This window comes from Enterococcus sp. MMGLQ5-1 (genome assembly GCF_013155265.1).
In the GTDB taxonomy this organism is placed as follows: domain Bacteria; phylum Bacillota; class Bacilli; order Lactobacillales; family Streptococcaceae; genus MMGLQ5-1.
Genome location: NZ_JABJXU010000008.1, coordinates 23689 through 38844 on the forward strand (window position 1 = coordinate 23689; position 15156 = coordinate 38844).

General features: G+C 32.0%; 12 protein-coding genes and 1 pseudogene. All 13 read left to right on the top strand.

Translation table 11 applies throughout. The annotated features are described in order from the left end of the window. Window positions 1–58: 58 nt before the first annotated feature. Entirely contained in the window at window positions 59–580 is a 522-nt protein-coding gene (gene rimM, locus HOY35_RS08990; RefSeq protein ID WP_172212770.1) for a ribosome maturation factor RimM, read from the top strand. Further along, complete coding sequence (gene trmD, locus HOY35_RS08995; RefSeq protein WP_172212768.1) at window positions 570–1292, top strand: tRNA (guanosine(37)-N1)-methyltransferase TrmD; 723 nt, start codon at window positions 570–572, stop codon at window positions 1290–1292. The genes rimM and trmD overlap by 11 nt, the downstream gene beginning before the upstream one ends. Before the next feature lie 497 nt (window positions 1293–1789). Next, window positions 1790–3682: a metallophosphoesterase gene (locus HOY35_RS09000; RefSeq protein WP_172212766.1), complete on the top strand. Its 1893-nt coding sequence runs from the start codon at window positions 1790–1792 to the stop codon at window positions 3680–3682. A gap of 807 nt (window positions 3683–4489) precedes the next feature. Beyond that, window positions 4490–4795: a hypothetical protein gene (locus HOY35_RS09005; RefSeq protein WP_172212764.1), complete on the top strand. Its 306-nt coding sequence runs from the start codon at window positions 4490–4492 to the stop codon at window positions 4793–4795. A 1095-nt stretch (window positions 4796–5890) separates the two neighbouring features. Next, window positions 5891–7117 (top strand): efflux RND transporter periplasmic adaptor subunit, encoded by a 1227-nt coding sequence (locus tag HOY35_RS09010; RefSeq protein ID WP_172212762.1) that lies wholly within the window; start codon window positions 5891–5893, stop codon window positions 7115–7117. Window position 7118: 1 nt separating this feature from the next. After that, window positions 7119–7778: an ABC transporter ATP-binding protein gene (locus HOY35_RS09015; RefSeq protein WP_172212760.1), complete on the top strand. Its 660-nt coding sequence runs from the start codon at window positions 7119–7121 to the stop codon at window positions 7776–7778. A gap of 18 nt (window positions 7779–7796) precedes the next feature. Beyond that, window positions 7797–9008: an ABC transporter permease gene (locus HOY35_RS09020; RefSeq protein WP_172212758.1), complete on the top strand. Its 1212-nt coding sequence runs from the start codon at window positions 7797–7799 to the stop codon at window positions 9006–9008. A gap of 65 nt (window positions 9009–9073) precedes the next feature. Further along, window positions 9074–9733 (top strand): response regulator transcription factor, encoded by a 660-nt coding sequence (locus HOY35_RS09025; protein WP_172212756.1) that lies wholly within the window; start codon window positions 9074–9076, stop codon window positions 9731–9733. Further along, on the top strand, window positions 9730–11112 hold the full coding sequence (locus tag HOY35_RS09030) for a cell wall metabolism sensor histidine kinase WalK (RefSeq protein WP_172212754.1): 1383 nt from the start codon (window positions 9730–9732) through the stop codon (window positions 11110–11112). Before HOY35_RS09025 ends, HOY35_RS09030 begins: the two co-directional genes overlap by 4 nt. 131 nt (window positions 11113–11243) lie before the next feature. Continuing rightward, window positions 11244–11606 (top strand): hypothetical protein, encoded by a 363-nt coding sequence (locus tag HOY35_RS09035; protein ID WP_172212752.1) that lies wholly within the window; start codon window positions 11244–11246, stop codon window positions 11604–11606. 143 nt (window positions 11607–11749) lie between these two features. After that, window positions 11750–12240, top strand: a pseudogene (locus tag HOY35_RS13495) (DDE-type integrase/transposase/recombinase); the annotation flags it as partial. Window positions 12241–13325: 1085 nt separating this feature from the next. Then, window positions 13326–14432, top strand: a complete 1107-nt coding sequence (locus tag HOY35_RS09040) for a site-specific integrase (RefSeq protein WP_172212750.1) — start codon at window positions 13326–13328, stop codon at window positions 14430–14432. A 234-nt stretch (window positions 14433–14666) separates the two neighbouring features. After that, window positions 14667–15104 carry a hypothetical protein gene (locus tag HOY35_RS09045; protein WP_172212748.1) on the top strand — a complete coding sequence of 146 codons (438 nt, stop codon included), beginning with the start codon at window positions 14667–14669 and terminating at the stop codon, window positions 15102–15104. The last annotated feature ends 52 nt before the right edge of the window (window positions 15105–15156 follow it).

Sequence of the window (15156 nt, forward strand, 5' to 3'; positions counted from 1 at the left end):
TTTAATGTATTTTTTGTTATAATGAAGTCAAGACAATTATTAACATAGAGGACGGCATATGACTGAATATTTAAATGTAGGTAAAATTGTAAATACGCAAGGTATAAAAGGAGAAGTACGTGTAATTTCTCAAACAGATTTTCCCGAGCTACGTTATCAAACCGGAAATACTTTAACGTTGTTTCAAGCTGATAAACAGCCTATAAAATTGACAGTTAAGAGTCATAGAAAGCATAAAAATTTTGATTTATTGAGTTTTGAAGGACATTATTCGATTAATGATGTTGAGAAATATCGTGATGGTATTTTGAAAGTTGAAAAATCTGATGGCAGTGAGCTACCAGAAAATGAATATTATTATCATCAAATTATTGGCCTAGCAGTAATTACAACAACGGGTGAAACAATTGGCAGGATTAAGGAAATTTTGTCACCTGGTGCAAATGATGTATGGGTAATTGCTCGTTCTGGTAAAAAGGACGCCTTGATTCCCTATATTGAATCAGTTGTTAAGGCAATCGATTTGGATGAAAATACGGTTACGATTGAGTTGATGGAAGGGTTAATCGATGAAAATTGATATTTTGACCATTTTTCCAGAAATGTTTGATGTTCTGAATCATTCAATGATTGGTAAGGCACAGGAAAAAGGTCTTGTCGAGCTTGAAACGGTTAATTTTCGGCAATTTGCGACAAATAACCAAAAGCATGTGGATGATTATCCATATGGTGGTGGTGAGGGAATGCTATTATTACCGCAGCCGATTTTTGATGCTTTTGAGAGTATTGACGGTGCAAAGAAACGTGTGATTTTAATGGATCCGGCTGGCGAACAATTTACCCAAAAAAAAGCTGAGGAATTTGCTTTAGAGGATCAGCTTGTTTTTATTTGTGGACATTATGAAGGCTATGATGAGCGGATTAAGACCTTGGTTACTGACGAGATTTCGCTGGGCGATTTTGTTTTAACTGGTGGTGAGATGGCGGCAATTTCAGTTATTGATGCGACTGTTCGTTTGATTCCAGAGGTTTTGGGGCAGGCAGCCTCGCATCAAAATGACTCGTTTTCAAGTGGATTACTAGAATATCCACAGTATACACGACCAGCAAGCTTTAAAGGTATGAGTGTACCAGAGGTTTTGACATCAGGTAATCATGAGAAAATCCGTCAATGGCGCTTAAGGGAGAGCTTGAGAAAAACGAAGCTAAGAAGACCAGATTTATTGGAAAATTATTCACTTTCAGATGAAATGAAACAAATCTTAGCTGAAATTGAAGTAGAAAAGGGCTAGATATTCTTATTCAATCAGCTATGGCTTAGTTTTTTGACTGCTTGATAGTAAAATATATCTTTACAGTTGTCGTAAGACAACTGTTTTTCTGTATATTGAGGCTTTAATCTGTTATTTTCTTAATACGTAAAACTGGATTGAATTTACAGCCACGATTTATTAATAATTATTTAATTGGAATATGAAGTGTGCCTTTAGGAACTAATTTTTATCACAGAGGGACAAATAGATATAATGTATTTATAATTGAAATAAAAACAATGTATATAAAAATAACAATTATCCAATCCCATAATGCTATAATAAAACTATTAAGCTAAATTGAATACAAAAATCCACTGGGAGGGTAACGGATGGTAAAGAAAGATTTAAAATACACGATTGGGTTAGATATTGGAACAAATAGCGTGGATTCTATTTAATTGATAGATTTAGTTGTGAATGGGTTGATTTTATTGATATAATTCTGATAATTAAATTAGTGGAGCGTGTTAGATATGAAAGAACAAGAGGGTGAAGATTTTAGAATTACAGGGCTATTAAATTCTGTGCGAAGTTTATTTGGGCTATCTAAAAAAGAAAATACGCTAAATAAAGAACGCGTTAAAGAAGATGAAGCTTTAAATAACAAGCGAGAGATTAAACGGATTGATAATTCTGTAGATTCGCTAAATAGAAATGCTATAGTGCCAAAAAATAGTATGACCACCTCAGAAGCAATAAATGCTTCTTCACCTGTATCGTTTTCTTTGAATCATCGATTTGAATTGTATCCTGAAAATAGACGAAGACCAGTTAATAAAAAAGTATATGAAAATTGTTTTTTTCATTTGATTTATAATACTAAAAATAATGCTTTAACTATTGAAAACAAAGGGGATTTAATTTATTCTGCTATTCCATATGATACTGCTCGGAATTATATTCAAAAAGCAGCTATCCAGTCGTTATTACACCCAGATGGCACTCGTAAGTATATTGAAAGGCACAGAAGTAACTTAGAGAAGTATTTAGCTCTTTCGCTTTCTCAGATATCTAGCAAGAGAGTAAGTACAGCTTCAAAAGCAGTGCATGACGCCTATCAGATGATATTTCAAAATCCGCTATTTCAAATACAAATTCTTGGCAGACTGATGCAGCATGATGAAACAGGACCTATTTCAGCAAATTTACCTGGAAAATTTTTGTTCTCTGAAAATGTAAATACCGGAATTTCGGCTTATGTCGCTGAATATTTAAAATTTGTTGTTGAACTAACACAGCAGCTACCAATAACGACTGATGGCAGAAATGTCCATCTGATTGAAGGAGAAAGTGCTGATATCGAAGATTATTTAAATAGAGATTCAGATATATCGGCTGGAGCAGAGTTGATGCCAAGTAGTCTAAAAAATGAATTGATAGCTTTTCAAGCTATCTCTTCACCTCAAGATATGATCAATCGGCCACTTTTACGTTCAGATGTGGGGAAACAAGTAAGTGCAGTAAGAAAAAACTATGTGGCACATAGCCAACATCCCCAAAAGCTTGAAAAATACTTTGACAATGTACTTTCAACAGAAAATAAGAATAAAATTAACGTCGTTTCAGACATTCATACATTAAGTGGTAAACTACCATTTACAAATCGTAATTTCAATATATTGGTGGGTGATGTTTCGGATTCAAATTCAAGCGACAAAGATATTAGAGGGTTGTATTTAATAGGAAATCATGAGCTATCCGATATACTTTCTAATGCTGAAATATTAATGAAAAAGGAGTGGGATACTTTTCGTGAATATGAATGGTTTAAGGACTTAATAATAGACCCAGACCAATCATGGCCAAAACTACCGTTAGGAGACCATTATTTTTATCAGATAATACAAGCAGAGATTTCGTCTCGATATCCTAAAATGATTATTTTGAATAATGAGACTGCAATATATAAAGGTGTTCGATACATTGGATTGACTATCCCGGTTGCTTTAGTAGCTAGAAAAATGCAGCTACAAGCGTTTATCTTCAATCAGTTGAAGCGACTACTGGGCGGTGACACAACGACTCCAACGGTTATTGTTTCGCACGCTCCTTTGTTCAATGAACTAAGTATGTTGTCACCGAATAGTCGTTCTTATCGAAAAGAATATCATTGTGAAAATGATGGAATACTTAATTTATTCAATGATTTTAATATCATTGGCGCAATTCATGGTCATCATCATATTCCAGCTTCGTCTGGCAGGTCGAAAATAGTTAATTTTGCAGGAAAAAAACTGTTTGTTGTCTGTTCAATTTATTCAAATATAAATACAGGATTTGAATTAGCCGATTTGTTGCCCGACGAATCAAGTAATCAGTGGGTAAGAAAAGTGATTAAAAATGGAGGTGGGACAAAAGACGTTTAACGGCGTAGAAAATTAGAAAATTGATGACATTTGCTTGCAAATGTTCGGAAATTTGTCTATTTTCCTATGGCATTGAAGTTGTCGCTTCAGCGACTTACGGAAAAGCTAGTGGCAACGTGCCTTAGCGGATTTTCCGCTTAGGCGTTGACTAGTCGTTGTCGCATTGTCCCCCGTAAATTACGAACAATATGAAGAAAATTAGAACTTTTGTCCCAACCCCGAGATGAAGAAAAATGAATTATAATAATCTTTTGGTACACATTAGTGCCATTTTTTAAATTCAAAATCTGGCAAGCTAATTTTCGGGACATTTTTTATTTATCAACTTTTTGAAATAATTTAAAGATAAGTAGCAAGCATTTGATAGAGAGCATAGGATGGTCAATTAAATATTGATCTGTTGCTCTCTTTTTTTGTTGCATAGGTATTTGTTTAGACAATAATATATCCAAAATTACCTGTTCATGCTTTGTTCGAAACCATTTAAATACCTTCGTTCAGCTTTTTATTTTCGGTAACGCCAAAAAGCGCGAAAGTAAGCTAAAAAGAAAGTGTGGCACATTTTCTTCTAAAGATACTTTCAAGCAATGCCATCGATTGAATATTGTTCATTAATTCAACTTGTAACGTACAAAGTTGTAAAAATCTAGACGCTACTCCTAATGAATAATTATTTTTTCTGCGGATTATTGACATAGACGCCCTTCAACTCTATATAAAAAAGGAGATAAAAAGGAGATAGACAACAAATTTTCTGTAGATTGATTTGTTATGATTGATTCACATAAAACGAAAGGAATGATAGTTATGAAAAAAAGAATAATTTTAGCTGTTAGTTTGTTCTCATTAATGCTTGTAGGAACCGCTTGTAGTGGAGGTAATGGCAAAAAAGAATCCGAAGAGAATCAAGAAGGACAAAAGCTCACATCAAAAGATGTTGTCAGCCAAAAAAATGATGTACTTGATGGAGAAGAAGTGACGATATATGAAATGAAAGACGGATCTAATATTGTATTGCCAAGAGGAGTTAATATGGATGATGTAGATGCAGTCGTACCTGAGGAAGAAAATATCAAATCAGATTCCCTAGAGGATTCAAAAACAGATGACTGATAACATCTAAGTATAAAAAATTAGCTTTAGAATAATCATAATTGAATTCAAACCGAATTGCTAGTTAATTTTAAAAATGATCAAGTGCATATTTGAACGTATTAGAACTAATATTTTAAGCTTGCTCAAGTATAAAATTATAAGATAGTAAAAATAATTCTAACCGATCCTCAAAACCTGATAAGGAGTTATTTTTGAACTGTTGAATTCTGGGTAAGCTTAAACTAGAAATTACTGTTTCAATTATTTATGAAATTTAGATAACAGGCGAATATCAGCTTTCTTGCTCCTTTGTTGTTTTTTCTATGTGGTGTCCATCAGTCTATGTCAATGGTATAGCATTATTTCTTTAATCTATTGCTAGTATAACCTTTATCCGCCAATACTTGCGTGACAAGTTCAGACACCTGGTTTACATCGTGGATGGAAGCGAGCTTATAATATAGGTGAGCGGCAATCCTTTGGAATCAATACTTATACTGAAAATCCATAAGAAAAAAGAACTTTCGTAGACTTGCGCCCGATATTGGTTATTTCAGAAAAAGTTTTTCTTGTCTGTTGTGAATTATGACGCATAACGGACAAGAAATGCTTTCTATAACGGCATATTTTGGATGGTTATCTAACGTTTATAGCGAAAATTTTTAACGTTTCTTTTAAGTTCATGCTTAAGTGATTATGACGAGAGTGACTAGGAAAATCCATTAAGGCTTAAGAATGTCCCAATAGCTTGACGCATACTGCTTTGCGTTGACCACGGTCATAATCCTTTCATATTCGTAGCAATAATCGTTATATCAGTCTGTTTTTGTCGATTGATATTTCATCAAAGACGAATTTTCTTTAGAAAAAATTTTATATATAATTCACTGATTTTTCTAATAAATTTGTACATTATTCGAACGTTTGGATAGAGCTGGATATTCTTTGATTGATTTTGCGTGGAATATTTACTCGTTTCTCGGTAGTTTTGAGTTGATTCTACCGAAAAATTATTGTGTTTTCCGTTTTTATAATTAACTAGCAATTCGGATTAATTTAGTTTTAAAACGAAAAAGACTAGAAAAAACAAATGAAATAGTTGAGGAGATAGATATGGCTAAACAAACATCAAAAAAAATATTACTTTTATTCGTGATCGTACTATCTGTCGGTTTTATAGTAAGTTTTTACTATTATGAAACTAACAATCAAAGCTCAGTAGTATCGGCTGATAAAAAAGAAGCACAGACTATACTTAAAAAAGTCTCAGTTAAGTCACTTCAAAAAAGTGAGCAAGGTAACGAATCAGCAGTAACCTTGGCAGGAGCAATCACTGCGAATAATATTTCTAAAATAAAAATTGATCCTTCTAAAGGAATCGTAGAAGATTTAGCAGTAAATGAAGGAGATACAGTTGTAAAGGGACAGAAGCTATTTACTTATAAAAATGTAAGTATGGAACTAGAGATGAAAGAAGCAGAAGCAGTTTTAACAGAAAAAAAACAATTATTGTCTAGTGCAGAAAGTAATTCAATAATCAAATGGGACTTATACAATAAAGCAAGTAAAACGTATACAGCAGATCAAGCATCTGAGTTGGCTGATTTAAAAGGGCAAGCCACGATTGCTAGTAATGATATTGCAAATGCCAAAGCAGCTGTTGATACTGCTCAAATAACGTATCAAGCAGCAGTTGAAAAATTAGAAAACAATGTTGTTAAAGCATCAACTGATGGTCAGATTAAAAGCTTAAATAAAGAAATTTTGGAAAAATCCGATGATGAGAAAAATAGTGATAATTTTATTGAAATTGTTGATAGTAGCAGTGTTTATGTGAAAGGGAAAATTAATGAATTTGATCGAGAAAGTGCCTCTTTACAACAGCCGGTAGAAATTATTGATCGAAAAAATCCTAAAAATACTTGGAGAGGCAAAATCACCAAAATTGGCTATTTAGTCGCTGAAAATGGAAAATCAGATGATAAAAAAGAGGAAGAGAATCCTAATCTTTCAAAATATCCTTATACAGTTAAATTAGATGAAACGGACAATATACCTCTAATTGGTTCGAATGTGTATGTCAAGTTATTATCAGACGATGAAGCATTATTAAAAATCCCCCAAAAATATATAATAGAAGAAAAGACAACAGAAGATGGACAGGATAAGGAAAAATATTTTGTTTGGAAGGTTGTTGATGGAAAAATAAAAAAACAAGAGATAACGATTGATGAAGCTAAAATTAGTAAAAAAGGGACAGTGATTACTGGTGGAATAAGTAAAGAAGATAGTATTGTTGAAGCTACAGAAGGATTGAAAGAAGGAATGGAGGTTAGTTAGCTTGTTAAAATTAACTAATATTTCTAAATCATACAAACAGGGTGATACTCAAATTGCTGTATTAAAAGGGATTCAGCTTACAATCAATCAAGGAGAATTTTGTGCAATTATGGGTCCCTCAGGATCTGGGAAATCGACATTAATGAACATTTTAGGCTGTTTAGATTTACCAACTGAAGGAATCTATGAGCTCGACGAACGAAATGTTGCAGGGTTATCTGAAAACCAACTTGCTGATATACGAAATCAAAAAATCGGCTTCGTTTTTCAAAATTTTAATTTAATGCCACGTTTAACCGCACTTCAAAATGTTGAGTTACCATTAGTTTATGCAAAAGTTCCAAAAGAAGAACGAAAAATCAGAGCTCTAAATATGTTGGAAGAAGTAGGTCTTTCTGATCGAAAAAATTTTTTCCCGGCAGAATTGTCAGGTGGACAAAAGCAGCGAGTAGCAATTGCTCGTGCACTGGTTACAAATGCGCCTATTATTTTGGCAGATGAGCCTACAGGGGCATTAGATACGATGACCGGAGATCAAATTATGGCTATTTTAAAAAATTTAAACCATAAAGGAAAAACAATTATTGTTATCACACATGAGATGGAAATAGCCGATTATTGCGAAAGGCTCATTGTGATACGAGATGGTATCATCCAATAAGAATAGGAGACGAAATAGATGGAAATGTTACTTATTTCAATACGCTCTGTTTTTGCACATAAAATGCGTTCAATTCTAACTATGCTAGGTGTAATTATTGGTATCGCAGCTATTATTAGCATTTTTAGCATTATAGAAGGAAATACTGCAAATATGAAACAACAATTACTAGGTGGAACAAATAACACAATGGAAGTGCTATATGATCAAATATCTAGATTTGATAAAGGGAAAGCGAGTAATAGTCAAGCAAAAAAACCGTTGTATATACCTGAAATATCAAAAGAATCTATAAAAGAACTAAAAGCAATTAATCATATAAAAAGCATTGGTGTTGGCTATGCTGTGAACAAAGCAACGTTTTATAAAAATAAAACGATTTATGGTAAATTTTCAGCAGCAACGTCCAGCTATATCAGTATGAAAAATTTAAAATTATTAGAAGGGCATATGATTAGTGATGAGGACCAAAAGCAACGTAAGCAAGTAATCATCATAAATGAAGAAATGAAAAAACAATTGCCTGAAGAGGTGCAAATTGGTAGCTATATAGAAATTAATGGCGTACCTTTTCAATTAATAGGGATATACAAAGAAAAAATGAATGATCAAGTATATAATTCTGAAAAAACAGCCTTTGTCCCATATGATCAATGGAACAATATTTTTGAGACAATTGATAATCAACCAACGGTCTTAGTACAAACACAAAATATAAATGACTTGCAATTAGTAGCCACTAAAGTCGCACAAACATTGAATAAAGATTTTCCTAAATCCGATTATGTTTTTGGTATTGAAAATTTTGACAAATATACACAACAGATGGAAGAGTTTAACAAATCAAACTTTTATTTACTAGCAGGAATTGCTAGTATTTCCTTATTAGTTGGTGGAATCGGTGTAATGAACATTATGCTAGTATCGGTTACAGAGCGTACAAGAGAAATTGGAGTAAAAAAAGCGCTTGGTGCACGGAGAGCGTTGATTCTTCAACAATTTTTAGTGGAGTCTGTCTTATTAACCTTAATCGGAGGAGTGATTGGTATTATCACGGGAATAATTGCAGGATGGGTTATTATCATGATACTAGGATATCCTTATATTGTATCTGTGCTGGCAATCCTTGGAAGTTTAGCCTTCTGCTGTTTAATTGGAATTATATTCGGATTATTACCAGCAATCAAAGCATCAAAATTAAATCCTATCGAAGCATTGCGTTTTGAATAGTGTTCCCTTTATAATATTTAGATATTATTCGTCTGAACATTTCATAGGACAAAGGAGAATAAATAATGAATGTATTGATTGTTGAAGATGAAATTCTTATTAGTCAACTGATTCAAGATTTTTTAGTTGATGCTGGCTACAATGTCACTGTTTGTTTAGATGGTCAGACAGCGATGGAAAGATTCGACAAAAATAAATTTGATTTAGTGATTTTAGATATAATGCTGCCAGGAAAAAGTGGCTTGGAGATTCTTACTGAGATTCGTAATAATTCTGATATTCCTATTATTATGTTGACGGCATTGAACGATGAACAAACTCAAATTATCTGTTTTAATCAGAAGATTGATGATTATGTAGCAAAACCTTTTTCTCCTACAATTTTAGTAAAAAGAGTAGAAAATATTTTAAATAGACGCAGTATGAAAAAAGAAGATAAACTAGTTATTGGAGAGCTTGAAGTGATAATTGATAACTGTGAAGTCAAGTATAAAGGAGAAACTATTGAACTAACCAAAAAAGAACATGATATTTTTACTTGCCTTGTTAAAAAAAGTAATTCCATCGTTACAAGAGAGAGTATTATACACTTTGTGTGGTCATATGATGATTTTGTAGATACGAGAATTATTGATAACCATATTCGAAATTTACGAAAAAAAATACCAAATGCTAAAATTACGACTGTCAAAGGAATTGGGTACAAATTTGAGGGTGTACGATGAAAATTTGGAAAAAGAATTTTTTTTATACAATGGTTATTATCATGGCTACTATGATAGCATCAATTACTTTCTTTTATATTCTGGTTCCTATTTATTATCAACATAAGCAAAGTGCGACTCTTGGAAATGAACTATCTGATATCATAGGAAAAATTGAAAAACGACCGATTAAGGATACAGTTAATTATTTAAAAAATAATTTTAATAATACTAATTGGATATTAACTGATGATCAGGGAAATCAGCTGTATGCAGGTGAGTTGATTAAGTGGAGCAAAGAAGAAGAGGAAGCGAGTATTGATACTTTCGATATCGTTAATTCATCAGAAAGTCCAATAGAGGCTGAAAGAGTAGTCAAAGAGTTTGTTGATAATAAAGGTGATAAATATCTCTTAAGTGGATTTACGTTTACACAACCTATAATAGAAGCAAGTAGTGTCATGCTGGAATTGATTCCTGTAATTTTAATAATCACCTTGATTATCGGTACAATAGCGACGTATGTTTATTCAAGAAGTTCTGCCAAACGTATTTTGAGTATTTCTGAAACAACGAATAAAATGGTGAAAAAAATGAATGTGGCATGTGATATTTCTGGAAAAGACGAGCTTGCAGGATTAGCTAAGGACATTAATTTATTAAATAGCACGCTAAAAAGCGCGATAGAAGCACTCGAGGTAGAGATTTCAAAAGTTGAAGAAATTGAGCGGAACAAAGAATATTTTGTTCAAAGTGCTGCTCATGAATTAAAAACACCGATTACCATTATGTCAGGTATTGTGGAAGGGATGCGACTAAATGTAGGACGTTATCAAGACAGAGAAAAATACCTTGAAATCTGTCAAGAGTTACTATCTACTCAACAAAATTTAATCCACAATATATTATCGGTATATAAAGCAGAGCATTTTAGTGAACAAGGGATAAGAACATATTTTTCTTTAAAGAAAGTTGTTGAAGATTTAATTGAACCTTATCAAATTATTTCAGAAACAAATAAAAAAAAATTTGTATTGAATTTAAATGAAGTAAGTATTGAAGCAAATAACGAACAAGTAGAACGCTTACTATCTAACATTATTACGAATGCTTACCAGTATTGTAAAGATGATGGTGAAATTTATATTACATTAAATAACAATTGTTTCTCTATTGAAAATTCATGTGAGCCTTTAGAATCTGAATTTTTGGATAAAATATTCGAGCCATTTTATAGACCAGATTATGCGCGTAATCGTAAATCAGGAGGAACTGGACTTGGCTTATTTATCGTCAAGCAAATTTTGAATGCGAACAATTATCCGTACTCATTTACTCCAAACGATGAGCAAAATGGCATGATTTTTATAATTGAATTTAAGGAAAATCATACAAAATAATAAATAAATTTAAAAACTGCATATAGATTACTTGAATATGGAAAAACTATTTTGTAATGAATTGCTTGATTGTATATCAATACATTAATTTTTATATTTTATTATTTATGCATACAGTAGGAGGTTTTATAGTGAAAACAAAAGTATTTATCTTATTTTTATTAACTGGTCTAACTTTAGCTGGTTGCCAGGTTAATGTTTCAAAAAAAGAAGCATTATCAACGAAAAATCTAACAGCCTCTCCCACAGAAAAAGTAACTGAAAATCAGGCATCTAATTCTAACGATAAAGCAAGAGATACGAGTCAGTATGCTACTGAAGAGGATGTAATAAAAAAAGAAGAAACAAGGATTGAACAAAAAGACTATATCCTTTATACATTTAAAGGGCATAAATCAGTGGCTCTTCCAAAAAATGTATCGCTTGAGGAAGCTCAAATTGATTTATCTACTCTTCCAAAGGTAGGAACATCAAAAGAAGAAGTAGAAAAATAAAATTCACCAGAGTGTAAAATAAAGGGTTATGTTGCAAAGCTTTTCTGAAAATTGCTTTACGATATAATTTCAGTTAAAGCTTCTAAAAAACTGAGGACGCATACATGAAAAGGTATTTTAAATGAAAACAGTACAATTAGCGAATCATTATTAAAGCCACGGGCTTATACTATCACTTCTTTTTGACTTATCGCGGTTATGCAGTATTCCTGTAAATCATACAACGATTTATCGTTGGAACAAGCGTAAAGCTTTATCGAAACTCTAGTATATTGACGAAAGCTATCTTAAAGTTGGAGTGAAAAATTGTTATCTGTATTGCGCATCGTTTCTAATGGAAAGACTCTTGATATGTGGCTGCGAAACTATTGCAATACGGTTTCCACAAAAACCTAATTTGATATTATAGACAACCATGATCAATTGTAATCGATAAATATTGCCCTTTACTGAAAGATAAAGGCATTCTGGACCAAATGGTTAAACCTTAGATATCCAAATAACCTAATAATATTTTGGAACGTGCTGCGTCTGGTGAAACTAAAACGATCCTAGGGATTAACCGCCAATCCACTTATGTGGCAGTTACAATGGTTAAATGAATTGAGGTTGTTTTGCTTCATACAAAGAAAGTTGAAGAGCCATTGCACTCTTCGACTTTTTCCTGTGGGATGAAGTTGAACAATTGAAAAGCTTATTATAAAAATAGATTAGTTTATAAGTAAATTACGAGTACACTTAGTGTTCAGATTTTGCTGAATTAATATACAAAACATTGAATCTGAAAACATTCAAAAATCGAGTTGAGCAGGATCACCACCCAAGGAATATTATAATGATTGCTGTTTAAATAAAATTTCTAAAAATTATATAGATTGAAATATTACATGTCTTATATCCATACATAGATATTACAGTGATTATGTCTATCAATGATAAATGATAAAAAACATATCTTCCTAAAATAAAATCACACTTCTATTTGTGAATAATCCAGTATTTCCGGGAAAATTTACTGGTTTCGCAATACAATAGCACTAAATCCGTGAATTTGGATTTGTTTTTGGTACACATCGGGCAATCTGTATGACATGAAGTGTGAAGCTTAATTTAGAAGTATTTCTATAGCTGTAGCATCCATTTTAGTTTGAGCAACACCAAAAAAGGCAGTCACCCGAAGATGACCACCTAACATTCATATTAATCATTTTAGTCAAATCAGTTCGATTTGAATTGAGCTCCCAAAAAGCCGAAAAGAAATTAGGCTCATAGGCTTTACAGACTGTAATGAAATCAAGATATTATTAGAAATTCCAGTCTGAATAATCCATTTAGACTGGAATTGAATTTATATTGGCACTTTGCAACAGAATCAATTAACATAATTTTATGATTTTTCTTTTATCAGCAGACTATTGTATTATTAAAAATATTTTTGAATTATATAACTAGGAAAATCTAATTGTGAATTTAATTCTCTTTTTATTTTGCTTCAATAAATTGAATATTGCTAGTTAATTTTTGTTAATTTGTTATCTTAGAATATCCAGTTCCAAGATAAAGATAAAAACCATACATATTTTCTTCTTATATGCTACATAATGATGAGGCTAATGTCAATACCATTTCGTTATTTTATAAGGTTAGAGGGTTATATTACATGGCGTTATTGTAGTAAATTCATTCGCCGTCAAAATCGCCGTCAAGCAAGGAGGAAAAATGAGTCGCAGAGGAGAAAATATATATAAAAGAAAAGATGGCCGTTGGGAAGGTCGTTATATTAAAGGTCGTCATAATGATGGTAAAGCCCGCTATGGTTATGTCTATGCATATAGTTATAAGGCTGTTCGTAATAAATTATTGCCATTAAAAAATCAATATTTGCAGGAAACAAAGACTATTCCAGCTAAAGGAAAAAAGGTTCAAAAAGTAGTAGAGACTTGGTTACTGATCCAACAGGAAACACTTAAAGATTCTACCTATGCAACTTATTGTTATAAAATGGAACGCTATGTGTTACCAATCATTGGACAATTTGATATTACAAAATTAAATCATATTCATATTCAGGAAATGGTAAATACATGGAAAAATCAATTGAAGATTTCTAGTACAACGATTCGCAATACTTTTCAAATTATAAAAAAATGCTTAAGCTTTGCCGCACAAAATGGCTATCTCATTCATAATATTAACCTAAATATACGTTTACCAAAGAGTCAAAAAAAAGCAGTTCGTGCAATTTCTCTTAAAGAACAAAAAAAACTAGAAAGTGTCGCATTACAAGATAAAAATGGCTATCCAATCTTATTTGCATTGTATACAGGCATGAGGATTGGGGAAATCGCAGCCTTAAAATGGTCCGATATTGACTTAAAAAATAAGGTCATTAAAGTGAATCATACTTATCAACGCATTCAAAAAAATAATGCATTCAAAAAAACAATGCTTATACTAACTGATACTAAAACAAACACTTCTCAGAGGCTCATACCGATTTCAAAAAGACTAGCTGATATCTTAAATAGATTAAAGCATGAAAGTAGTTCTGAGTATTTATTTGTTAAAAATAATAAACCCATGGAGCCAAGGCTAATAGGCTATCATTTCAAAAAAATCGCCGATAAAGCTGGTTTACTAAATATCCATTTTCACCAGCTTCGACACACCTTTGCCACCAGGTGTATGGAAGCAAAAGGCGATATTGCTTCAATTAGTCGCTTACTTGGTCATGCTTCTGCCAAAATGACTCTAGATATTTATATTAATTCATTATTAATTCAACGAAAATTACTGATTAAGCGTATGGATAGACTGATGGCTTAAAAATTTTTAAAAAATCAGCTATCATTTTAGCCCCCCCCCCCTTTTTTTGCCCAATTCTTTAAATGCCCATTGATTAACTAATTTCATTTATCCTTTTATTTTCTTATTATTGCAGGTTCAAATCAATTATTCGCCGTCAATTCGCCGTCAAAAGATGGTCTAACCGCTTAATTTGCGGTTATTACTTGGAACTGGATATTCTAAGAAAATTATGATAACAAATGGAGAGGTGCTATGGCTAGTAATAGAATTTATTTGGATGAAGGGTTAGAGTTTACTATTTATTTTACTTCAAAAGTTGAAAAAAAGATTAATCAAAGAACTATTATTTTTCCTATGGGCTGGAGTTTACTTACAGTAACTGATTATTTTAAAAAATCATTGAAGCATATTGGTGAAATACTTTCTTGTCAGCAAGTTGGTAGGGTTGAAATCCTTACCGATTATATAACTCAGAAAAAAAATAAGAATTCAGAAAGAATTGATGATTACTGGGAGGATGTCAGTCAGTATATTATTGAATTTGAAGATGACAACCGAAACACATCAACAGTTATGATCGTTGATTGTAATATAGAAGAACAACAAGTAAAAGCAATAGTGGAAGGCAAATTAGCTCAAAAAGCTATTTCAGTCGAATATTATAACGATTGTTGGCTAAAAAAAATATAAGCTATTGATCTGAGCTTAAAATTATTTTGTAGTTTTTTTAAAAAATTTAAGG